Source organism: Pseudomonas chaetocerotis (genome assembly GCF_015712105.2).
GTDB lineage: Bacteria > Pseudomonadota > Gammaproteobacteria > Pseudomonadales > Pseudomonadaceae > Aquipseudomonas > Aquipseudomonas chaetocerotis.
The window spans coordinates 122214-145726 of record NZ_JACFYX020000014.1 but is presented as its reverse complement, the minus strand read 5'-3'; the positions used below and the strand labels follow the sequence as shown (position 1 = coordinate 145726).

The following is a 23513-nucleotide window of genomic DNA, read 5'->3' as shown; positions in this document are numbered from 1 at the left end:
TGTAGCCTGGATGGAATCCGGGGAGAGGTGTGACTGCAGTTTCCCGGATTGCATCCGGGCCAAGCACCCGGCTCCCCGTTCCCGCTTGCGGGAGAAGGTCATCAGAAAACTGGTGCGCTGCCGCCTTCCCTCTCCCGCCCTGCGGGCACCCTCTCCCAATGGGAGAGGGTCATCAGAGGGCCGCTACGCGGCCGCTATTAGTCCACCCAGACGCGGGCGTTGCGGAACATGCGCATCCAGCCGCCGTCTTCCTGCCACTCGTCCGGGCGCCAGGAGTTCTGCACGGCGCGGAATACCCGCTCCGGGTGCGGCATCATGATGGTCACACGGCCGTCGCGGCTGGTCAGACCGGTAATGCCGCGCGGCGAGCCGTTGGGGTTGGCCGGGTAGCTCTCGGTGACCTTGCCGTGGTTGTCGACGTAGCGCAGGGCCACGGTGCCGGACAGATCGGCTTCCAGCAGCGCTTCCTCGCTCTCGAACTCGGCATGGCCTTCGCCGTGGGCGATGGCGATCGGCATGCGCGAACCGGCCATACCCTGCAGGAAGATCGAGGCCGACTCCTGGATCTGCACCATGGCCACGCGCGCCTCGAACTGCTCGGAGCGGTTGCGCACGAAGTGCGGCCAGAACTCGGTGCCAGGGATCAGCTCGTGCAGGTTGCTCATCATCTGGCAGCCGTTGCACACCCCGAGAGTGAAGCTGTCACGACGCTCGAAGAAACCCTGGAAGGCATCGCGAGCACGGGCGTTGAACAGCACCGACTTGGCCCAGCCCTCACCGGCGCCGAGCACGTCGCCATAGGAGAAGCCACCGCAAGCCACCAAGCCTTTGAACTCTTCCAGGCTGACGCGACCGGCGAGGATATCGCTCATGTGCACATCGATGGCGGAGAAACCGGCACGGTCAAATGCGGCGGCCATTTCCACCTGGCCGTTGACGCCCTGCTCACGCAGGATAGCGACCTGCGGACGCACGCCCTTCTTGATGTAAGGCGCAGCGATGTCCTGGTTGACGTCGAAGCCAAGCTTGATCGACAGACCGGGGTTGTCTTCTTCCAGCAGCAGGTCGAACTCCTGATCCGCGCCCTGCGCGTTATCGCGCAGACGCTGGATGCGGTAGCTGGTCTCGGCCCACTGACGCTGCAGCAGACGGCGCTCACCGGCGAACACCGGCTCACCGTTGAAGCTGATGCTGACCTCGCCGTTGTTCACGGGCTGACCAATCACGGCCACGCAGTCGTCCAGACCGGCTGCGCTGAACTGCGCCAGCACTTCCGGCGTGGCGTCCTGGCGCACCTGGATCACCGCACCCAGCTCTTCGTTGAACAGCACGGCTGGAAGCTCGGAGCTGTCGTCAGCCAGCGCGTCGAGGTTCAGCGACAGGCCGCAATGACCGGCGAAGGCCATTTCCAGCACGGTGGTCAGCATGCCGCCGTCGGAACGGTCGTGATAAGCCAGCAGATGGCCGTCGGCATTTAGGCCCTGGATCACGGCGAAGAAGGCCTTGAGGTCTTCAGCGTCGTCGAGGTCCGGTACCTGCTGGCCAATCTGCGAATAGACCTGCGCCAGGATCGAGGCACCCATGCGGTTCTGGCCACGACCGAGGTCGATCAGAATCAGATCGGTCTCGCCCTTGTCCATGCGCAGTTGCGGAGTCAGGGTCTGGCGAATGTCCTGTACTGGCGCAAAACCGGTGATCACCAGCGACAACGGCGAGGTCACGCTCTTGTCGACGCCTTCCTCCTGCCAGCGGGTCTTCATGGACATGGAGTCCTTGCCCACCGGAATGGTGATACCCAACGCCGGGCACAACTCCATGCCGACAGCCTTGACGGTGTCGTACAGGCGGGCGTCTTCGCCGGGGTGGCCGGCAGCCGCCATCCAGTTGGCCGACAGTTTGATGTCGGACATTTTCTCGATGCGTGCAGCCGCCAGGTTGGTAACGGTCTCACCCACAGCCATGCGACCGGAAGCCGGCGCGTCGAGCAGCGCCAGCGGCGTGCGCTCACCCATGGCCATGGCTTCACCGGTGTAGACGTCGAAGCTGGTGGCGGTAACGGCACAATCGGCCACAGGTACCTGCCACGGGCCGACCATCTGATCACGTGCCACCAGACCGGTGATGGTGCGGTCGCCAATGGTGATCAAAAAACTCTTGCTGGCCACGGCCGGATGATGCAGCACACGACCCAGCGCTTCCTCGATATCGACGCTGGCGGCGCTGAAGTCATCGCCCTGCTCGGCTTCACGGCTGACGCTGCGGTGCATGCGCGGCGGCTTGCCCAGCAGCACTTCCAGCGGCATGTCCACCGGGGTGTTGCTGAAGTGGCTGTCGGTCACGGTCAGGTGCGGCTCTGCGGTGGCCTCGCCGACTACAGCGAAGGGACAGCGCTCACGCTCGCAGATGGCCTTGAAACGCTCGAAGTCGGCAGCGTCCACGCTCATCACGTAGCGCTCCTGCGACTCGTTGCACCAGATTTCGTGCGGAGCCATGCCTGGCTCGTCGTTGGGCACGTTGCGCAGCTCGAAGCGACCGCCACGACCACCGTCGTTGATCAACTCCGGCAGGGCGTTGGAGATACCGCCGGCGCCGACGTCGTGGATGAACTTGATCGGGTTGGCCTCGCCCAGCTGCCAGCAGCGGTCGATGACCTCCTGGCAACGGCGCTCCATTTCCGGGTTTTCGCGCTGCACCGAGGCGAAATCCAGATCGGCCGAACTGGCACCGGTGGCCATCGACGAGGCGGCGCCGCCGCCCAGGCCGATGAGCATGGCCGGGCCGCCGAGCACGATCAGCTTGGCGCCGACCGAAATCTCGCCTTTCTGCACATGGTTCTCGCGGATGTTGCCGAGGCCGCCAGCGAGCATGATCGGCTTGTGGTAGCCGCGCACTTCTTCGCCACGCGGGCTGCTGACAGCCTGCTCGAAGGTGCGGAAGTAGCCGTTGAGTGCCGGACGACCGAATTCGTTGTTGAACGCGGCACCGCCCAGCGGGCCTTCGATCATGATGTCCAGCGCGCTGACGATGCGTTCGGGCTTGCCGTAAGGCTTTTCCCAGGGCTGGAGAAAATCGGGGATGTTCAGGTTGGAGACCGAGAAACCGGTCAGGCCGGCCTTGGGCTTGGCGCCACGGCCGGTCGCGCCTTCGTCGCGGATCTCGCCACCGGAGCCGGTGGAAGCGCCCGGGAACGGCGCGATGGCGGTCGGATGGTTGTGCGTCTCCACCTTCATCAGGATGTGCACCGGCTCCTGCACCGCGCCGTACTGGCGGGTCTCAGGGTTGGGGAAGAAGCGCCCGGCGGTGTGGCCTTTGATGACCGAGGCATTGTCCTTGTAGGCGGACAGCACGCCCTCGTTATGCATCTGGTAGGTATTCTTGATCATGCCGAACAACGACTTGTCCTGGCTCTCGCCGTCGATGTCCCAGCTGGCATTGAAGATCTTGTGGCGGCAGTGCTCGGAGTTGGCCTGGGCGAACATCATCAGCTCGATGTCGTGCGGATTGCGCCCCAGGTCATTGAAGCTCTTCACCAGGTAATCGATTTCGTCCTCGGCCAGGGCCAGGCCCAGATCCTGGTTGGCCTGCTCCAGCGCGGCGCGACCACCACCGAGTACGTCCACGGCGGTCAGCGGCTTGGGTTGGGCGTGGCTGAACAGCGCGGCGGCGTCTTCCAGCGCATTCAGAACGAGCTGGGTCATGCGGTCATGCAGTAGTGCGGCGACGGCAGCACTGTCGGCCTCGCTCAGCTCGCCGCTGATGTAATAGGCGATACCGCGCTCGAGACGCTGGATCTTGGCCAGGCCACAGTTACGGGCGATGTCGCTGGCCTTGCTCGACCAGGGCGAGATGGTGCCGAAACGCGGAATGGTCAGAAACAGTTTGCCGCTGGGCTCTTGCACCGGCACGCTCGGGCCGTACTTGAGCAGCCGCGCCAGCACTTGTTCCTCATCGGCATTGAGCACGCCTGTCACGTCGGCGAAATGCGCGAACTCGGCGTACAGCCCGGTCACGGCCGGCACCTTGCTGGTCAGTTGCTCGAGCAATTTGCCATGGCGGAAAGCGGAAAGGGCGGGAGCGCCGCGCAGAATCAACATCGTCGGAACAGCCTCTGGGAAGGGGTGTGCTGGAGGCCGGGCATTCTACCCTAAAGCGTTGGCCTGCGGCACCTGTAGCCTGGCGCTTAAAGGACGAACACTCACTAGCAGAGAAGCGAAGCGCTGTCGAGATATGGCGCCGCCTGCGCTTTGCGTATACTGCGCCGATGTTTGCACGACCTGCGATACGCATGCGTTGCGCCAAAGGGCTGTTGGCGATTGGAACCCTCCTGATGCTTGCTGGCTGCGGCGAAGAACCCAAGCCCAGCGTACTCGAGCAGGCAAAGGCGGAGGGAGAGCTGCGCGTGGTCACTCGCAACAGCCCCGCCACCTACTTCCAGGATCGCAATGGCGCCACCGGTTTCGAATATGAACTGGCCAAGCGCTTCGCCACCGATCTCGGCCTCGAACTTAAGATCGAAACCGCGGACAACCTCGACAATCTGTTTTCCAGCCTCGACCTCGCCAACGGCCCGGTAATGGCTGCCGCCGGCCTGGTGGACACGCCACAGCGCCAGCGCCAGGCACGCTTCTCGATCCCCTATCTGGAAGTCACGCCACAAGTCATCTATCGCCAGGGCGAGAGCCGCCCCACCAAACCTGCGGACCTGGTCGGAAAGCGTATCCTGGTGCTGGCCGGCAGTAGCCACGCCGAACAACTGGCCGCCCTCAAGCTGGAACAACCGGAGCTGGAGTTCGAGGTATCCGACGCGGTAGAAGTGGTCGACCTGCTGCGCATGGTCGACGAAGGACAGATCGACCTGACCCTGGTCGACTCCAACGAGCTGGCGATGAACCAGGTGTACTTCCCCAACGTACGCGTGGCCTTCGACCTCGGCGACACCAACACCATGCGTTGGGCGGTAGCCGCTGGCGAGGATGACAGCCTGCTGCAGGAGATCGACGCCTTCCTCAAGCGCTCCGAGGCCAACGGCACCCTGCAACGCCTGAAGGAGCGCTACTACGGCCACGTCGACGTACTCGGCTACGTGGGCGCCTACACCTTTGCCCAGCACCTGCAAAAACGCCTGCCTCGCTACGAAAAGATGTTTCGCCAGGCCGGCCACGCCAACCAGGTTGACTGGCGCCTGCTCGCCGCCATGGGCTATCAGGAGTCGCTGTGGCAACCCAACGCCACCTCCAAGACTGGCGTGCGCGGCCTGATGATGCTCACCCAGCGCACAGCCCAATCGGTCGGCGTCTCCAACCGTCTCGACCCCAAACAGAGCATCGACGGCGGTGCCCGCTACTTCATCCAGGTTCACCAGCAACTGCCGGAAGGTATCGTCGAGCCGGATCGCACCTGGTTCGCACTGGCCGCCTACAACGTCGGTGGCGGCCACCTGGAAGATGCGCGCAAGTTGACCGAAGCCGAAGGACTGGACCCGAACAAGTGGGCCGACGTGCAGAAGATCCTGCCACGCCTGGCGCAAAAGCAGTGGTACAGCAAGACCCGCTACGGCTATGCCCGCGGCGGCGAGCCGGTGCACTTCGTGCGCAACATCCGTCGTTACTACGACATTCTCACCTGGGTAACCCAGCCGCAGCTGGAAGGCACGCAAGTAGCCGAGAGCGGTACCCACCTGCCCGGCATCGACAAGCGCAAGCCCGAAGAACAGACCCCACCACTCTAGGGTCTGTTGCCGTTTCGACGCGAGCCGCGTTGCTGCGCCAAATTGCGCCATGGCCGGGCGGCGTTCCGCAAGGCGTGGGATGCAGGCAATGGTCGTTCCCTTGTCAAATCCCGCAACGACGCATGGCGCAATTTGCCGCGCAACCCGAAGGGACGGGCCAGTTTTTGCGTGGAACGTCGTTACTCGACGGCTCATTTGGGCGACCAAACTTCGCGTCTCGCGCCTAGCCCCACGCAAAAACTGGCTCCGTCGCGGCCGTGCGCGAAACGGCAACAGACCCTAGCAGTCAGAGCAAGCCCTGACTCCCCACTGCACAGCGACTGATCGCCTGCCGCGCCTGGGGCAGGCTTTTGAGACGAGTCGCACACTGCGCCTGACTCGCTATCCGTTCGACCTGCAGATTGGCCTGCTCGTCGATGCTGATCAGATAGGGATGGTTGTAACGCGCGCGGTCGTTCCAGGCGCTGAAACCCTGAGCACTGAACACGCAGCGATAGTCGAGATGACCGGTAAAGCCCTGGAAGCGATCACGCATGAAGATGTGGTGATAACGCTGCCAGTCGCGGTCACGCTGGCCGACACGCACGGCCTCCTGACACTCTTCAAGCGTGGTGATCTGCGGCTCGTGCAGGAAAATGCTCTGCGTCAGGTTGGAGCCGCCCAGCTGCACGCTGGCGATCAGATACACCTCGGATTGCTCAGCGAACGCCGGCGCAGCCAGGAGCGCCAGCACACTCAATATCCGTTTGTTCATGCTCATTCCCTGTGAGAACGCTCAGCCTCGCCGAGCCTTGAAGAAATCTTTCAGCAGCGCACCGCTCTCCTCGGCCAGCAACCCGCCCTCCACCCGCACGCGGTGATTGAGAAAGCCCTGGTCGAAGAACTGCCCCTGGCTGATCGCCACCCCCGCGCGCGGCTCGCTGGCGGCGAACACCACCCGGGCGATGCGCGCATGCACGATCAGGCCAGCGCACATGCTGCAGGGCTCCAGCGTGACATACAGGGTGCTGCCGGGCAGTCGGTAGTTCTGCACGCTTTGCGCCGCCGCGCGGATCGCCACCATCTCGGCGTGGGCACTGGGGTCGTGACGCAGAATCGGGCAGTTGAAGCCCTGCCCGACCACCTCGCCATCCTGCACCAGCACGGCGCCGACCGGCACCTCGCCCTGCTCCGCGCCCAGGCACGCCTGCGCCAGGGCCAGGCGCATGAAATGCTCGTCACGCGAGCGATCGATGATCTGCGGTCGTTTCATTGCATCAATCCGAAGGGGGACCGCTCTGCTACGCGGACCTGAAAACGGCGCCTACCCTACACCACTTCGATGGCCGCCATCAGCCCCGTTTCCATATGGTCGATGACGTGGCAATGGAACATCCACACCCCAGGATTATCGGCAACGAAGGCGATGCGCGCCGTCTCGTTCTTGCCCAGCAGGTAGGTATCGGTGAAATACGGAACGATCTTGCGTCGATCCGAACCCAGCACCTTGAAGGTCATGCCGTGCAGGTGAATCGGGTGCTGATATTGCGCCATATTGCGCAGCACGAAGATGTAGTGACCATCCTTCTTCAGCGTGGCAATCGGGCGATCGGCGCACGTCTTGTCGTTGATGTCCCAGGCCTGGCCGTTGATCTGCCAGTACTTGTAGCGACCGGCTGCCTCGTCGGCCGGCGAGGCCAGCGCGGCGGCCCACTCGAAGTTGAAGCGCAACGTCTCGGCACGTGACAGGTCAGGCTCGGCGATCGGGTTGGCCGGCAACGCCGGCGGCCAATCCCCGGCCACTTCACTACTGGCGATGCCCTTCAAGGTCGCCAGACGCAGCGGCCCGTTACGCAGGGACAACTCCTCTTCAGCAGCGGGAACCTTGAGCGCCAGGTCGATACGCATACCTGGCCCCAGCCAGTACTCCTTGCCCAAAGGGCGCGGCTGAACCGGGTTGCCATCCAGCGCATAGATGCGTGCCTCGCCACCCGGCAGATTGAGGCGATAGGTAATGGTGCTGTCGACATTGATCAGACGCAGGCGCACCACCTGCCCTTCTGGCAATTCGAGGGTCGGGTTGGACTCACCGTTGATGGTCGTCAAACGCCCACGCGTACCTTCGCGCGCTGCCTGGCGCGGCACCAGAAACTCGGTGAAGGCGCCCTGCTCGTCGATATGCCAGGTCTTCAGGCTCAGCGTACGCTCATGGCGGAAGCCGGTCGGCTCGCGCTCCTCGACGATCAGCGGCCCGACCAGGCCACGCCCCAACTGCTCGGCGCTGGTGGTATGCGGGTGGTACCAGAAGCTGCCAGCGTCGTGGCAGATGAAGTCGTAATCGAAGTACTCGCCCGGCAGTACCGGCGCCTGGGAAACGTAGGGCACGCCGTCCATCTCCAGTGGCAGGCGGATGCCATGCCAGTGGATGGTGCTCTGCTGCTCCAGCTTGTTGATGAAGCGCACCCGCAAGCGCTCGCCCTGACGACAACGCAGCTCCAACCCTGGCGCCCGCCCACCATAACCCCAGGCCGGGGTCACATGCCCCGGTACCAGTTCCAGATCCAGCGGCGCGGCGATCAGTTCGTAATCATGGGTCGCCACGTTCTCAGGGCGCCCCAACCAGTAACGCACACCGCCGGCGCCGAAGCCGGCAACACCCAGGCCAGCAAGCCCGGCGAGCACTTGTCTACGGGTAAACGACATCTTCATCCTCGGCAATCTGCGGGCATACTCAATTGCGGTATCTTCTCATTTTCATGGATGACCAGACGAGCGCCCCGGCAAGACAAATTGCCGCGGCATCAGGTGCGAGATACCGCCCAGATAGGAAACCGCCGATCGGTATAGAATCGCAGGGCACTTCACAGGAACGCGCACCAGAACATGGACAGTTTCTTCTTCGACGCCCCCTTGGCAATCATGATGGTGGCGATAACCCCCATGCTCCTGCTCATGTGGATCGGGCTCATGGCTGCGTTTGGGGAAATGATCTGGACTGACTGCTACCGGCTGAGCCGCCCACACGAGATCGTAAAAGCGACGATCATCGATCAGAAGCTTGTCAACGCACGCATCAGCGTTGGCAAAAATACAATGGTCAGCCTCAAGCCCGTCTATCGCCTGCGTTACGAGTACGAACAACACACCTACGAAGTGGAGCATCTCGTGCTCAACCAAGAGCATGTCGAGCTCAACCAGCAGGAAGGAACCTTTCTGCTATACGTTCCCAAAGCGAACCCGGCCGATGCCTCCCCCGAAGCCCCAAGCGCCGCATCGCCCTTCGCCGCAATCATGCTGATGATCATGGGCTACCTCATCTGGGAAGCTGCGCCGACACTGCTTACAGGGTTCTGAGCGTGATCGTGCTCTTCATTGTGCTCGGCGGCCTGCTATGGCTGATCAGCCTGCTGCTTTTCGCCTTTTCCGCCTGGGCTTCTTACAAACTTATGCGACTGCTCTGGGAAAAAATCCGCAGAGCCTTGTTGCGTCCGGGCACGGCGCAAATCACGTCTTATGAAGTATTCACACCTGATCCCGAAGACATTCACGTCCAGGATACCCGCCCGCAAATCCGCCTTGAACTCGATTGCGAGCGTCACGGTCAGCGCTTTCAGGTATCCCTGGGCCCGTTGACGTGCGAGGAGTTGTTCCCTGCGCTGGATTTACCGGCACACCACATCGCCTGCTGGCTAAGCGATGACGATTGGCGCCAGCTGCTGGAAAAACGCTGGCTCACGATTGCCTGCGACTGGCGCCCGCGCAAGGCGATACTCACCAGCCAGATTCGTAATGACAGACGCCTGCTGCTGATCAGTTTTCTGAGCCTGAGCCTGTTCACACTCACCGTCACGCTGTCTCTGCTGCCACACTGAAAGCATGCAGCCATGAAAAACCGGCCGAAGCCGGTTTCTTCATTGAACCCTGAAGCCAATGTCAAGCAATGGCTACTGGCCCCGTCCAAGCGCCTGGGCCGACTTACCAGCTGTAGCTCAGCTTGGCGGTAACCTCACGGCCCGGGTTGTAGTAGTCAGCTGTACCGGAGCCGACCACGTGCTGCTCATCCAGCAGATTGCTGACGTTCAGAGCCAGATCTGTGCCCTTGACGATGTTGTAGGTGAAGGCAGCGTCGAACACTGTAGCGGCATCGCTTTTATCGGTGTTGGCGGCAGCAAAATAGTATTCACCAATGTAACGGGCACCCAGACCTACGCTCACCTTCGTGCCCGGCACACTGTAGTAGCCCCAGAGTGAAGCGCTATGCCGTGGCGTGACTTCAAATTCATTGCCCTTGAGAGACGTGCCATCTCGCAGCGAACCGCGAAGTACATCCGACGCCATGTAGGAGTAACCGCCGACCAGGCTCAGGTGCTCGGTCAGCTCGGCCTTGGCCTCCAGATCCAGACCTCGCACCCTCGTCTCACCCACCGTCTGCCGCTGAATACCAGCGCCAGGCACGACAACGGCAATGGAGACATTTTCCTGAGTCAGGTCATAGATGGCGGCAGAGAAGAGCGCATTCATGCCTGCCGGTGAATACTTCGCGCCTACTTCATACTGCTTGCCCCGCTTCGGAGTGACGCCGATCTCCGGCGGAGAAACGGATTCCACCATGCTGACATAGGTCGAAACCTCGTCACTGACGATGTAGGTCAATGCGCCACGGTAAGACGTTTCAGAAAAACTGTCCGAGGTTTTGATTGAGGCGAGCTTGTCGGCTTCAGTCAGATCCATCGAATCGTTGCGCACGCCCGCAGTCACGATAACGCGGTCGTAGAACGACAGGTTCTGCTGCAGGAATACCGACTTGGTGGTGTAATCCCGGCGCTGAACAAGGTAGGGCGACAGTCCGCCTGGAGCACCACTGTAGACCGGGTTGGCAATATCAATGGGTGTCGCTCTGGCGTAGATAGAGCTGGCGTCGGTCGTGGAATCGCCGTACTCGACTCCCACCATGGTGCTGCTATCGATATTTCCGAGACGGGCATCGTACTGCAGCATCAGATTACCGTTGACCTGCTCGGCATCGGTATCGGTACCAAAAGCATCACGATCTCGCAGGGTTCCCGTTCCTGTCCCGCTCAGGTACAGGTAAGCAAAATCATCCGTCAGCTCGCTGTACCGCAGGTTGCTGCGCAGGATGAAACCGTTGTCGAAGTCGTGACTGAAACTACCACTGATATTGGTGCGTTCCACATCGTGGAAGTTGTAGCCCGGCTCACCGAAGAATTCATCGCGGTCATATTCCCTGTCTGTCGGGTAACCGCCACTGTTGGGGGTGCTCTTGGTCTTGAGGTGATCCACGACAAGCGTTGCCGAGGTATAGGCCGTGGGCGCCCAGGTCAGCCCGCCCATCAGGAGCTGATTGTCGTCCTGAGAGTGATCATATTCACGATCACTGTCCTGGAACTTGCCGGTGAAACGATAAGCCAGGGTCTTATCCGCATTCAGCACATCGCCAACGTCGATGCCGGTTTCCTTGTGATTGAAGGAACCGTAGGTGCCATAGATCTGACCGAACTTCTCGAAGCGCGGCTTCTTGGTCACGAAGTTCACCGAACCACCTGGGTCGGCCGCGCCAAACAACGTGGAGTTGGCGCCCCGCAGAATTTCAACACGCTCAAAAGCGAACGGGTCTTCGCGAACACCGCGCATGGAGCTCAGTGTCAAACCGTCGCGGTAGGTGGTCGCCTGGAAGCCACGAATCTTGAAATAGTCGTTGCGGTCATCGCTGCCGTAGAAGTCAGTGATGACGCCTGGCGTGTATTGCAGGAGTTCTTCTGTGGTGTTGACGCTGCGCTGCTCGATTTCCTTCTGAGTCACCACGGAAACGGAAGCCGGAGTATTGAGGATACTGGTAGCGACCTTGCCGCCGACCCAGAGCTCCTGAGCAACGACCGAGCTGGCATCATCACCTGCCGAGGCCTTGGCGTTGACGATAATTGGCGCGAGACGAAAGGGTTCATCCTCTGCGACTGCGCTTGCCTCTCGAGCCTGAACGTAGAGAGGCGCAGCCACCAGCGGCGTGCAAAACAGAGCAACGCTGGTAACGCGCCGCCAGGGCGCTCGTGTATCGAGAACCCCGTTCTTACTATCGGTCATGCTCATGGTCCTTATCGGTTAAGAGGCGTGTCAGCGGCCTGCCTTGTCATCTTTCTATCGTGGCGATACCGCCTGGTTGGCGGCGGCAACATAGCAGAAAACACACATCAAAACGATAATGACTTGCATATAGATTTACTAACATCTCTTGATATCGAGCCCGTTATGCACCAGGCGCGACCCACCTCAGTTACTTGCTCGGTGCGCAGGGCGCCAGGAACAACAGCAGCGCCGTCAGCAAAGTGCGCGAACACCAGGCAGGTAGCGAGTCGTAGGGCATAGACGCGTCCTTTTCAAAGAAATGAAAACCTAACCCGAGCCAAGGCTTTCCGCAGGCGCCAGAAAGCACGCCACACGAGGCCTAAAAACAAAACCCCAGCACCAGGGCCGGGGTTTCGTCACGCAGGAGCTATGCGCGGAGGGGCATCATTCCCACTCGATGGTCGCTGGCGGCTTGCTCGACACGTCGTAGGTGACGCGGGAGATGCCTTCGATCTCGTTGATGATGCGGCCGCTGACGGTCTCCAGCAGCTCGTAGGGCAGGTGCGCCCAGCGTGCGGTCATGAAGTCGACGGTTTCCACGGCGCGCAGGGCGACGACCCAGGCGTAACGGCGGCCATCACCGACGACACCGACCGATTTCACCGGCTGGAACACCACGAATGCCTGGCTGGTCTTGTGGTACCAGTCGGCCTTGCGCAGTTCTTCGATGAAGATGTGGTCGGCGCGGCGCAGGATGTCGGCGTATTCCTTCTTCACTTCGCCGAGGATGCGCACGCCCAGGCCCGGGCCCGGGAACGGGTGGCGGTAGACCATGTCGTAGGGCAGGCCCAGTTCCAGGCCGATCTTGCGCACTTCGTCCTTGAACAGCTCACGCAGTGGTTCGACCAGTTTGAGGTTCATTTCCTCCGGCAGGCCGCCAACGTTGTGGTGGCTCTTGATCACGTGGGCCTTGCCGCTCTTGGCGCCAGCCGACTCGATCACGTCCGGGTAGATGGTGCCCTGGGCGAGGAACTGGATATTGTCCAGCTTGCTGGCCTGCGCATCGAACACATCGATGAAGGTGCGACCGATGATCTTGCGCTTCTTCTCCGGGTCGGACTCGCCTGCCAGGTTGCCGAGGAACTGCTCTTCGGCATCAGCACGGATCACCTTGACGCCCATGTTCTCGGCGAACATGGCCATGACCTGATCACCTTCGTGCAGACGCAGCAGGCCGTTGTCGACGAACACGCAGGTCAGCTGATCGCCGATGGCCTTGTGCAGCAGGGCGGCGACCACGGAGGAGTCGACACCGCCGGACAGGCCGAGCAGCACGTTGGCGTCGCCGACCTGAGCGCGTACGGCAGCGATGGCGTCCTCAACGATATTGGCCGGGGTCCACAGGGCTTCGCAGCCGCTGATCTCCAGCACGAAGCGCGAGAGGATGCGACCGCCCTGCTTGGTGTGAGTCACTTCCGGATGGAACTGCACGCCGTAGTAGTGGCGGGTGTCGTCGCACATGGCGGCAATCGGGCAGCTCGGGGTGCTGGCGAGGATGTGGAAACCTTCCGGCAGGCGGGTAACCTTGTCGCCGTGGCTCATCCACACATCGAGACCGAGCACGCCGTCGGCGTCGACATGGTCTTCGATGCCGGCCAGCAACTGGCTCTTGCCGACTACGTCGACACGGGCGTAGCCGAATTCACGCAGGTCGGAACCTTCCACCTTGCCGCCGAGCTGCTCGGCCATGGTTTGCATGCCGTAGCAGATGCCCAGTACCGGCACGTTCAGGTCGAACACGGCTTGCGGAGCACGTGGGCTATTGGCTTCGTGCACCGACTCCGGACCACCGGCGAGGATGATGCCGCGCGGAGCGAAGGCGCGGATATCTTCGTCGCTCATGTCCCAGGGGTGCAGCTCGCAATAGACGCCGATCTCGCGCACGCGGCGGGCGATCAGTTGAGTGTACTGGGAACCGAAGTCCAGAATGAGGATGCGGTGGGCGTGAATGTCGTGGGCCATGGCCGTCTCTCGTAGGTATTCACAAATGACACGGGGCTGATCGAACAGCCCCGTTATTCATAACATTGCAAAAATCGATTTGCCGCGTAGCGAGCGCCGGGCAGGCAAGGCGGAGAGAAACGACAGAGCGGAGTTTGCTGAAGCAAATGAGCATCTCGAGTTTTTCTCCAACGCAGCATGCTCAAGCGCAGCAGCGTCAAATCGATTTTTTAGCCGACCCGGTAGTTCGGGGCTTCCTTGGTGATCTGCACATCGTGGACATGCGACTCGGCCATGCCGGCGCCGGTGATGCGCACGAACTCAGGCTTGGTGCGCATTTCCTCGACGGTGGCGCAGCCGGTGTAGCCCATGGAGGCACGCAGACCGCCCATCAACTGGTGAACGATGGCACTCATCGCGCCCTTGTAAGGAACACGGCCTTCGATACCTTCCGGCACCAGCTTCTCGGCACCGGCCGAAGAATCCTGGAAGTAACGGTCGCTCGAGCCTTGCGCCTGAGCCATAGCACCCAACGAGCCCATGCCGCGGTATGCCTTGTAGGAGCGGCCCTGGAACAGCTCGACTTCGCCCGGTGCTTCTTCGGTACCGGCCAGCATGGAGCCGATCATCACGGCGGAAGCGCCAGCGACGATGGCCTTGGACAGGTCGCCAGAGAAGCGGATGCCACCGTCAGCGATCAGCGGTACGCCAGTGCCGGCCAGTGCTGCAGCCACATTGGCCACGGCGCTGATCTGCGGAACACCGACACCGGCCACGATACGGGTAGTGCAGATGGAACCTGGACCGATGCCGACCTTGACGCCATCGGCGCCAGCTTCGACCAGCGCCTTGGCAGCTGCGCCCGTGGCGATGTTGCCACCGATCACCTGCACTTCCGGGAAGTTCTCCTTGACCCAGCGCACGCGGTCGATCACGCCCTTGGAGTGGCCGTGGGCGGTGTCGACGATGATCACGTCGACACCGGCATTGACCAGAGCACCTACGCGATCACCGGTATCAGCACCGGTGCCGACGGCAGCGCCGACACGCAGACGCCCCTGATCGTCCTTGCTCGCCAGCGGATAGGCCTTGGCTTTCTCGATGTCCTTGACGGTCATCATGCCCTTGAGGGCGAAGGCGTCATCGACGATCAGCACCTTCTCGATGCGGTGCTTGTGCAGCAGCTCGCGCACGGTTTCCTTGGCTGCGCCTTCCTTGACGGTGACCAGGCGTTCTTTCGGCGTCATCACGTCACGAACTTTAGCGTCCAGACGGTTCTCGAAACGCACGTCGCGGGAAGTGACGATACCCACCAGGTCGCCGTTGGACAGCACCGGCACACCGGAAATGTTGTGCAGGCGGGTCAGCTCGAACAGGTCGCGCACGGTGGCGTCGGCCTCGATGGTGATCGGGTCCTTGACCACGCCGGCTTCGAACTTCTTGACCTTGCGCACTTCGGCAGCCTGCTGCTCGATGGTCATGTTCTTATGGATGATGCCGATGCCGCCTTCCTGGGCCATGGCGATGGCCAGGCGCGCTTCGGTAACGGTGTCCATGGCTGCAGACAGCAGCGGGATGTTCAGTTCGATGCCGCGGGTCAGGCGGGTCTTCAGGCTGACATCCTTGGGCAGCACCTCGGAATAACCGGGGATGAGCAGGACGTCGTCGAAAGTGAGTGCTTCTTGGCTGATGCGCAGCATGGCGGGCTCCCGAGCGGGAAAATAAGAAGCGCGGCATTATACCCAGCGAGCCCATCTCACTCAATGCAAAGTATGCCTCTAGGCAGTCATGCCTTGAAAATCATACAATAATGATTCTCAAAAACACCTGCACTTGAGTGCCAAATGAAATCTGCCCGCCCTTTCTTGAGCAGCCAATGCGCCACTCTGCTTACCCTTTGCCTGCTTCCAGCCGGTCAACTGCTGGCCCAGGAGCTGGAGCTGCCCAGTCAGGAGGTGGTCGCCAAGCCCAGCATGGAAGAAGACGGCTACCAAGCCAAGCGCGCCAGCACGGCAAGCAAATCCTCCGTCGCACTCAAGGATGAGGCCCAATCAGTACAGGTGGTAACGCCACAGACCATCGAGGACTTCCAGGTCAGATCGCTGGACGATGCGATGAAGTTCGTCAGTGGCATGACCCAGAGCAACACGCTGGCCGGTACTCAGGACGGTTTCGTCAAACGCGGCTTTGGTGCCAACGCCGACGGGTCGATCCTCCGTGACGGCATTCGCTCCAGCCTCTCACGCAACTTCAGCGCCACCACCGAACGCGTGGAAGTGCTCAAGGGGCCGGCCTCACTGCTGTATGGCGCGCTGGAGCCGGGTGGCCTGATCAACGTCATCAGCAAGAAACCGCAGTACCAATGGGGCACGCAACTGAGCGCGGACAGCTCCAGCTTCGGCGGAGGTAGCCTGGCAGTCGACGTTACCGGCCCAATTGCCGATAGCGGCCTGGCCTTTCGCCTGGTTGCCGAGCGTCAGCACGAAGATTATTGGCGTAACTTCGGCGACGAAGAGCACAGCCTGATCGCGCCCTCGCTGAGCTGGGAGGGCGAACGTCTGCGCCTCAACATCGCCTACGAATACAAGGAATACAGCAGTCCGGTGGATCGAGGCACGGTGATCATCAACGGCAAGCCGGCCAAGGTTTCCTATAACGACCGTTTCAGCGAGCGCTGGTCCAAGGCTGAAGGTATCGATGAACTGCTCACGGCTACTGCCGAGTACCAGCTCAGCGCCGACTGGTCGAGCCGCCTCACCTATGGCTGGAACAACGAGCGCTACGACTATGCGGAAGCTCGCCCCAATGCTCTGAATGCCACTACAGGCGCGCTCAGCCGCCGCTCCGATGGTAGCGAGCATGACAACCAGACCCAATATCTGGCCTGGGACTGGATCGGCAAGGTCACGCTATTCGGTCAGCGCCATGATCTGCTGATTGGTGCAGACACAGAGCGCGTCGACAACTTTCGTGGCGATACCTGGCGCGGCCCGGCAGTCGGCGGCTTCAACATCTACAACCCGGTCTACGGCAACCTTGCCGCCCCCTCCCTGCTCAATCTGTCACAGAGCGATCGCCGCGACGAATTGCATTCGCGCTCACTTTACGTGAAAGACAACTGGCACTTGAACGAGCAGTGGATTCTGGTGCTTGGCGGCCGTTACCAACGCTTCGAGCAGTTGGTCGGGCAAGGTCGAGGGGTGCTGTACAAGCCAACTACCGACCGGCAAGACACCACCTTCCTGCCCTTCGGCGGATTAGTGTTCCAATTGAACGATCAGGTGGCGTTCTACGGTAACTACAGCCGCTCCTTCGTGCCCAATGCCTCGGATACCAATACTGGCCAGGCATTCGATCCCGAAGAAGGTCGCAGCTACGAGCTGGGCGTGAAACTCGATCTGCCTCAAGGTATCGGCGCCAGCCTGGCGCTGTTCGATATCGAGAAGGAAAACGTCGTAGTTACCAACAATTCCGTATCGGAAGCCGCAGGCATGGTCGGTTCGCGCGGCGTAGAGCTGGATATCACCGGCCGCCTCAGCGAGCGCTGGGAGCTGCTTGGCAGCTACGCCTACACCGATACGGAAATCCTCGATGACCCGGCCAACGAAGGCAACGAACTGGTCAACGCCGCGCGCAATGTCGGCAGTCTCTACCTCGTCCATCATCTGCATCTGCCCCGGGAGCTGGGTCAGTGGCGACTGGGTGGCGGCGCCCGTTACGTCGGTGAGCGTGCCGGCGACAACGCCAACACATTCTGGCTGGACAGCTACACGGTGGCCGATGCCTTCGTCAGTTGGGACAGCCAACTGCTCGGCGAAAAGACTCGCCTGCAACTGAACGTACGCAACCTGTTCGACGAACGTTACTACTCCTCCAGCGGCGGCAATCTGCGCATCGCCGTGGGCGAGCCGCGCGAAGTGCGCCTGTCAGCCAGCGTCGAGTTCTGAGCTTATCCTGATGGCAACTGCTGAGCGCCTGTGGGAGGCGCTTCAGCGGCGACTGAAGACTGCACAAGTCGCGGCTAAAGCCCCTCCCACAATTGGCTGAAAACCGCTCAAGCCGGGTCATCCACCCGCACCTGCCTCACCGCAAAGCCTAGGCGTTCGCCGAATTCTTCGACGAACGCCGGGCGCAGGCCGGCGTCCATCCAGCCGTTGAAGATGAAGCCCAGGTTGGAAAACCCGCAGGGCTGCAGGAACAGGAAGCCGTTGATGTCATCTTCATGTCCGCATTCCGGGCAGGTGAAGTTGTCGGTTTCCCCTGGCCACCACAGCTCCAGGCTGTCGAACAGCGGCACGCCCACTTCCTTGCGGCATTCGGCGCAGCCCGCCTCTTCGAGAAAGCCCTGCGTCGGCATGTATATGCAGCGGTTGGTGATGATTTCCAGGCCATTGTGCGCCTGACCATAGGGCAGCAACTCGGGACACTGGGCGATACGCCGAGCGCCCGGCCCGATGGCGTAGGCCATGCCGTTTCCGCCCTGGCCACAAGTGGTCGGCAGCGCCTCGACGATTTCCCGCTTGACCAGCCAGCGCAGCATGGCCCGTGCCTTCTCTTCATGGGCAGGAAGCGTGGATATCTGCGGGACGAGGATCAGTTGTGCAGTCATGGGGCTCGAAGTAGGTGCAAAGAAAGGCGGCAGCTTAGGCGCTGCCACCGGCAAATCAAGCCCCGCGACAGATCACAGCAATCGCCTGTGCTTCGCGCCGAGCCAGCCAGCGCGCACGCAACACGTCATAGATCCAGTTGAACGCCAGGGTATAAGGCAGGAAGAACAGGATCAGCACGATATCCAGCAGCAACGCCTCGAGCAGGCCAATCGACAGCCACCAGGCGGCCAGCGGTACCAGCACGACGATCAAGCCCGCTTCGAACAGCAGCGCATGGCTGACCCGCGCCCACAGGCCGCGCTCGAAGCCCAGACGACTCTGGGCGCGGTCGAACAGATAGTTGAACAGCATGTTCCACAGCATCGCCACAGTGGAGAACATCAGGGTCAGCACGCCCAGGTGCAGCAGCGGCTTGTTCATGAACCAGGCCATGGTCGGCGCGCAGATGAGCACGGCGATGGTCTCGAAGGCCAGGGCGTGACCGATGCGCTCACGCAGGGAGCGCGGCAGGGGCTGAGTCATGAAACGAACCTCGTGATAAGTGACGACGAGCGCTATGATCATCGGAATATCAGCCAAACCAAAGGCAGCTGCCATCGGCAAAACCGATATGAATATTTCCCCCGATTCCCTCCAGGCCTTCGCCCAGGCGGCCAACTGCGGATCGCTCAGCGCCGCAGCGCGGCGTCTGGGCAAGAGCCAATCGACCATCAGCGAGGCAGTCGCCCGCCTGGAAATCGACCTCGGCGTGGCACTGTTCGAACGCGGCCCGCGCAAACTGCAGCTGACCGCAGCCGGTGCCAGCCTGCTGGCTCATGCCGAGGAAGTCCTCTGCGCCAGCGACCGTCTGGCGCGACACGCCGCCGGCTTGGCCAGAGGCCAGGAGGCGCGCTTGACGCTGGCACTGTCCGACGCCTATCAGCCGAAACAGTACGAGGTGCGCCTGCAGGAGCTGGATCAGCGCTTCCCCGATCTGCAGTTCGAGAGCCTGATCGCCGAACAGACCGACGTACTCGATCTGGTCACGCAGGGCCGCGCGCAGTTGGGACTGCTTGGTGCGCAAGCGACCTATCCGCCGCATATCGCCCACGCCCGCCTGGAAATGAGCAGCGAGTTCGGCCTGTTCGTCGCCAAGGGTCACCCCCTGAGCACGCTGCCCCAGGTGCGTCAGGAGGACTTGTCGCGCTGGCGCCTGCTACGCCTGAGCAGCGTCGCCCATGATGATGCGAACACGGACGAGTTGCCCGGCAGCGGCGGCCGCTGCTGGGCCGCGCCGGACTACCTGATGCTGCTGGAGATGGCACGACTCGGCTTCGGCTGGGCCGAACTGCCGCGGCAACTGGTCGATGCCTACGGCTTCGGTGGCCTGCATGAACTGCCCTGCAGTGGCTGGCCGCGGCGGGTGACGGTAGACGCCATCTGGTCGCGCCAGCGCGAGCTCGGTCCGGTCGCGGCCTGGCTGCTCGAACGCCTGCTGCAAGACGCCTGATGAAGGTCGCGCCGATATCGCTCTCGCCTTATCATGCCGCCCCATGATCAATGATCCTTTTGCCCGCCTGAACCTCGACCGCGAGGTGCTCAGCGTCAGCCAGCTCAACAACCGCGCCCGCCTGCTGCTGGAGGACGTGTTCGCCGGCATCTGGGTCGAGGGAGAAATCTCCAACCTTGCCCGCCCGGCCTCCGGCCACATCTACTTCACCCTGAAGGACAGCCAGGCCCAGGTGCGCTGCGCGCTGTTCCGGCAGAACGCCGCGCGCGTACGCCAGGCGCTGCGCGATGGCCTGGCGGTAAAGGTGCGCGGTAAGGTCTCGCTGTTCGAAGGGCGCGGCGACTACCAGCTGATTCTCGACGCCGTAGAGCCCGCCGGTGACGGCGCCCTGCGCCTGGCCTTCGAGGCACTGAAGGAGAAGCTCGGCGCCGAAGGTCTGTTCTCTACCGAACGCAAGATCGCCCTGCCCGCTCACCCCAAGCGCATCGGCATCGTCACCTCACCGACCGGTGCGGTGATCCGCGACATCATCAGCGTCTTTCGCCGGCGCGCGCCGCAGGTGGAGCTGAACCTGATCCCCACCGCCGTGCAGGGCCGCGAGGCCACCGCACAGATCGTCCGCGCCCTGCAGCGCGCCGACGCGCAGGGTTTCGATGCATTGATCCTGGCCCGTGGTGGCGGTTCGCTGGAAGACCTGTGGTGCTTCAATGAGGAAGCCGTTGCTCGCGCCGTGGCTGCCTGCGTCACGCCCATCGTCAGCGCCGTGGGCCACGAGACGGACGTGTCCATCGCCGACTTCGTCGCCGACGTGCGCGCACCGACGCCTTCGGCCGCCGCCGAACTGCTGGCCCCGGACAGCAGCGAGCTGGTGCAGCGCCTGCATAACCTGCAACGCCGCTTGGTCCTGCACATGCAGGGCCGCCTGGCTCGCGAACGTCTACGCCTGGAAGGAACGAGCCGACGCCTACGCCACCCCGGCGAACGCCTGCGCCAGCAAGCCCAGCGCCTGGACGACCTGGACATGCGCCTGCGCCGCGCCTTCAACCAGCAACTGGCCAATCAACGCGAGCGCCTGGCCCGCCTCGATGCACGCCTCGCCGCCCAGCATCCGGGGCGCAACCTGGCCCTGCTGCGCCAGCGTCTGGATGGCCTGGCCACGCGCCTGCCGCGTGCCATGCAAGGTCAACTGCGCAACCAGCGCCAGCAACTGGGCGCCCTGGCCGCGCAACTGCAGATCGTCAGCCCACTGGCCACCCTGGGCCGTGGCTACAGCATCCTCCTCGACGAACGTGGCCACGCCGTGCGCAGCGCCGCGCAGACCCGGCCGGGCCAGCGCCTCAAGGCGCGCCTGAGTGAGGGCGAACTGGATGTACGCGTCGAAGACAACCACATACAGCCGGCGACGCTGTCGCTACTGGATTGACTGCCGCCGGAGGCCCTGCCGATGTCCCGCCTGAGCCAGCGCGCCCTCGCCTACCTGAACGAGGTCGTGCACTTTCGCTCCCTGCGCAAAGCCGCCCAACACCTGAACATCGATCCGTCGGCCATCAGCCGACAACTCAGCGCGCTGGAAGAGGAACTGGAAATTCGCCTGCTGGAACGCACGCCACAAGGTGTGATTCCCACCGAGGCCGGCAACATGCTGGTCGCCCACTTCCGCCAGCAGCGCGCCAACGAGCAGGGCGTGCTGTCACGCCTCTGCGACCTCCAGGGGCTGCGTCAGGGCAGCGTCCGCATCGCGGTCGGTGAAGGCTTCATCACCGACCTGATTTCGCAGCCGCTGCAGAGCTTCATCCTGCGCTATCCCGGCATCGACCTGGAAGTACAGATGGCGGGTGCCAACGAGGCCGTTGGCCTGCTCAAGGAAGATGCCGTCGACCTCGCACTGGTCTATGCACCGATCGAGGACGAAGCCCTGACGGTGCATGTCGACACCCGCCAGCCACTCGACCTGATCATCCCGCCGCAGCATCGCCTGGCCAGCCATCGCGGTCCCGTATCGATGACCGAGCTGCGCGGCGAAGCCCTGGCGCTGATCCACAGCAGCACCGGCATGGGCCAGCTGGCGGTGATGGTGGCGCAGTTGGAGCACATGGAACTGCGCCCCAAACTTCGTACCAACTCGGTGGCCGTGCTCACCAACTTCGTCAAATCCGGCATTGGCGTGGCCTTCATGCCGGAGCTGACCGTCAGCCATGAACTGCAGGCCGGCAGCATCCGCCGACTGCCCATGGCCAACCCGGCACTGCGCGATGCCCGCGCGCGCATTCTCAGCCACCAGGGGCGTGAGCTGACGGTCGCCAGCCTGGCCTGCCTGGAGCACCTGCGCAACAGCATGCGCTTCTTCAGTGACGATGCGCCGGGGCTGGCTCGCAGCGCCTGACAGCGCCGCCCAGGTGTTGACTTTCATGCATCACCCATCGACTTGAATAGTCAACACGACAACGGCTAGCGTGTCTCTGCTCCTGCGCCAAAGCTTCGCTTTTCCTATAAGAATCAAGCAGTCCGCGCCCTTCTGTACCCTAGTTCTGCCATAAGGAAAACAATATGCAAACGACTCTGTTCGGCAATCTCGGCCGCCATTTCGGCACCGGCCTGTTGCTCACCGCCATGGGCTTGAGCGCGTCCCTCGCCCAGGCGGCCACCGTCATCAACATGAGCTACAACGGCGCGGCCGACCTGGAGAAAAACCCGGTTCACCTGTTCGCCAGCAACGTCAAACGTCTGGTCGAGGAAAAGAGCGGTGGCGAGCTGGAAATCAAGCTCTACCCCAACAGCATGCTCGGTGAAGAAGAACAACGCATGGAACAGGTGATCAGCGGCCCGGGACTCAACGTGGCCTCTTTTGCCGGCATTGCCCCGCTGTTCCCGGAGATCTACGTCAGCGCCATTCCGTTCATGTTCAAGGACGCCCAGGCTGCCCACAGCTTCTTCGATGAGGGCACCTACTGGCAGGCCGCCAAGCAGGAGTTCAAACAGCGCACCGGCACGGAACTGCTCGCAGTAGTGGAGGAAGGCGGCTTCCTCAACTTCACCAACAGCAAGAAGCCAATCGCGGCACCGGCGGATTTCAAGGGCCTGCGCTTTCGCGCGATGGACCCCAGCCAGGTCGCCCTGTATGAATCCTTCGGCGCCTCCGGCACGCCCATTCCGTGGACCGAGCTCTACATGGCGCTGCGCTCCGGTGTAGCCGACGGGCAAATGAACCCGACCTCGTACATCATCCTCGGCAGCCTCTATCAGGTGCAGAAGTACCTGACTCTGGCCAACATCCAGTATTCCGACCAGTTCCTGGTGGCCAACGGTGCAATGCTCGAGTCGCTCTCGACAAAAGATCGCCAGGCGCTCAGCGACGCAGCGCTGGAGGCCACACGCCTGAATCGTGAGGCGATTGCCCAACAGCAGGAAAAGGAACTGGCCTTCCTCAAGGAGAAGGGCATGGAAATCATCGAACCTTCGACCGAGGATCTACAGGCATTTCGCAGTCAGGGCCAACCGGCCTACCTGAGCTGGCTCAAGGAACAGAGCATCGATGCCGACTGGATCGACAAGGCACTCCAGGACGTCGGGCTGAGCACCGTCCAGTAACCCACCGTCCGCCACGGCCCGCCCTGCTTGACCAGGG

General features: G+C 62.3%; 17 protein-coding genes. 8 read left to right on the top strand and 9 right to left on the bottom strand.

The annotated features are described in order from the left end of the window. Positions 1-197: 197 nt before the first annotated feature. The gene (purL, locus tag H3221_RS21965) at positions 198-4094 is read right to left on the bottom strand and encodes a phosphoribosylformylglycinamidine synthase (protein WP_196477220.1); all 3897 of its coding nucleotides are present in this window, start codon (positions 4092-4094) and stop codon (positions 198-200) included. A gap of 167 nt (positions 4095-4261) precedes the next feature. Between purL and mltF the strand changes: the two genes are divergently transcribed. Beyond that, positions 4262-5728 (top strand): membrane-bound lytic murein transglycosylase MltF, encoded by a 1467-nt coding sequence (gene mltF, locus H3221_RS21960; protein WP_196477219.1) that lies wholly within the window; start codon positions 4262-4264, stop codon positions 5726-5728. Positions 5729-6014: 286 nt separating this feature from the next. Here the strand turns inward: mltF and H3221_RS21955 are convergent, their stop codons facing one another. Genes H3221_RS21955 through H3221_RS21945 form a run of 3 tightly spaced genes read right to left on the bottom strand, consistent with a single transcriptional unit; the run spans position 6015 to position 8410 of the window. Beyond that, positions 6015-6482 (bottom strand): hypothetical protein, encoded by a 468-nt coding sequence (locus H3221_RS21955; RefSeq protein ID WP_196476526.1) that lies wholly within the window; start codon positions 6480-6482, stop codon positions 6015-6017. A 21-nt stretch (positions 6483-6503) separates the two neighbouring features. Continuing rightward, on the bottom strand, positions 6504-6980 hold the full coding sequence (tadA, locus tag H3221_RS21950) for a tRNA adenosine(34) deaminase TadA (RefSeq protein ID WP_074682334.1): 477 nt from the start codon (positions 6978-6980) through the stop codon (positions 6504-6506). A gap of 56 nt (positions 6981-7036) precedes the next feature. Continuing rightward, on the bottom strand, positions 7037-8410 hold the full coding sequence (locus H3221_RS21945) for a multicopper oxidase family protein (RefSeq protein WP_196476527.1): 1374 nt from the start codon (positions 8408-8410) through the stop codon (positions 7037-7039). A 180-nt stretch (positions 8411-8590) separates the two neighbouring features. Here H3221_RS21945 and H3221_RS21940 point away from each other — a divergent pair, with 180 nt between their 5' ends. Next, a complete protein-coding gene (locus H3221_RS21940) occupies positions 8591-9061 on the top strand; it encodes a hypothetical protein (protein WP_196476528.1) in 471 nt (156 codons plus the stop codon). Positions 9062-9063: 2 nt separating this feature from the next. Then, positions 9064-9579, top strand: a complete 516-nt coding sequence (locus H3221_RS21935) for a hypothetical protein (RefSeq protein ID WP_196476529.1) — start codon at positions 9064-9066, stop codon at positions 9577-9579. Between the two features lie 103 nt (positions 9580-9682). On the opposite strand, the gene H3221_RS21930 is transcribed toward H3221_RS21935, so the two are convergent. From H3221_RS21930 to guaB, 3 genes are all read right to left on the bottom strand, one after another. Further along, positions 9683-11806, bottom strand: a complete 2124-nt coding sequence (locus H3221_RS21930) for a TonB-dependent siderophore receptor (RefSeq protein WP_196476530.1) — start codon at positions 11804-11806, stop codon at positions 9683-9685. Positions 11807-12232: 426 nt separating this feature from the next. After that, positions 12233-13810, bottom strand: a complete 1578-nt coding sequence (gene guaA, locus H3221_RS21925; RefSeq protein ID WP_075749241.1) for a glutamine-hydrolyzing GMP synthase — start codon at positions 13808-13810, stop codon at positions 12233-12235. A 209-nt stretch (positions 13811-14019) separates the two neighbouring features. Beyond that, positions 14020-15489 (bottom strand): IMP dehydrogenase, encoded by a 1470-nt coding sequence (gene guaB / locus H3221_RS21920; RefSeq protein ID WP_160016588.1) that lies wholly within the window; start codon positions 15487-15489, stop codon positions 14020-14022. Positions 15490-15633: 144 nt separating this feature from the next. Between guaB and H3221_RS21915 the strand changes: the two genes are divergently transcribed. After that, positions 15634-17736, top strand: coding sequence for a TonB-dependent siderophore receptor (locus H3221_RS21915; RefSeq protein ID WP_196476531.1), 2103 nt, complete (start codon positions 15634-15636; stop codon positions 17734-17736). 107 nt (positions 17737-17843) lie between these two features. Here the strand turns inward: H3221_RS21915 and H3221_RS21910 are convergent, their stop codons facing one another. Together H3221_RS21910 and H3221_RS21905 are read right to left on the bottom strand one after the other, a co-directional pair. Then, positions 17844-18398: a sugar ABC transporter ATPase gene (locus H3221_RS21910; protein WP_196476532.1), complete on the bottom strand. Its 555-nt coding sequence runs from the start codon at positions 18396-18398 to the stop codon at positions 17844-17846. Between the two features lie 55 nt (positions 18399-18453). Next, on the bottom strand, positions 18454-18921 hold the full coding sequence (locus H3221_RS21905; RefSeq protein ID WP_196476533.1) for a multidrug/biocide efflux PACE transporter: 468 nt from the start codon (positions 18919-18921) through the stop codon (positions 18454-18456). 34 nt (positions 18922-18955) lie between these two features. On the opposite strand from H3221_RS21905, the gene H3221_RS21900 reads away from it, so the two are divergent. The 4 genes from H3221_RS21900 (at position 18956) to H3221_RS21885 (ending at position 23476) form a co-directional block, all read left to right on the top strand. Next, the gene (locus tag H3221_RS21900) at positions 18956-19888 is read left to right on the top strand and encodes a LysR family transcriptional regulator (protein ID WP_196476534.1); all 933 of its coding nucleotides are present in this window, start codon (positions 18956-18958) and stop codon (positions 19886-19888) included. Between the two features lie 43 nt (positions 19889-19931). After that, positions 19932-21311 carry an exodeoxyribonuclease VII large subunit gene (gene xseA / locus H3221_RS21895; RefSeq protein WP_196476535.1) on the top strand — a complete coding sequence of 460 codons (1380 nt, stop codon included), beginning with the start codon at positions 19932-19934 and terminating at the stop codon, positions 21309-21311. Between the two features lie 21 nt (positions 21312-21332). Further along, positions 21333-22271, top strand: coding sequence for a LysR substrate-binding domain-containing protein (locus H3221_RS21890; RefSeq protein WP_196476536.1), 939 nt, complete (start codon positions 21333-21335; stop codon positions 22269-22271). Positions 22272-22435: 164 nt separating this feature from the next. Continuing rightward, positions 22436-23476 (top strand): TRAP transporter substrate-binding protein, encoded by a 1041-nt coding sequence (locus H3221_RS21885; protein WP_196476537.1) that lies wholly within the window; start codon positions 22436-22438, stop codon positions 23474-23476. Positions 23477-23513 lie beyond the last annotated feature (37 nt).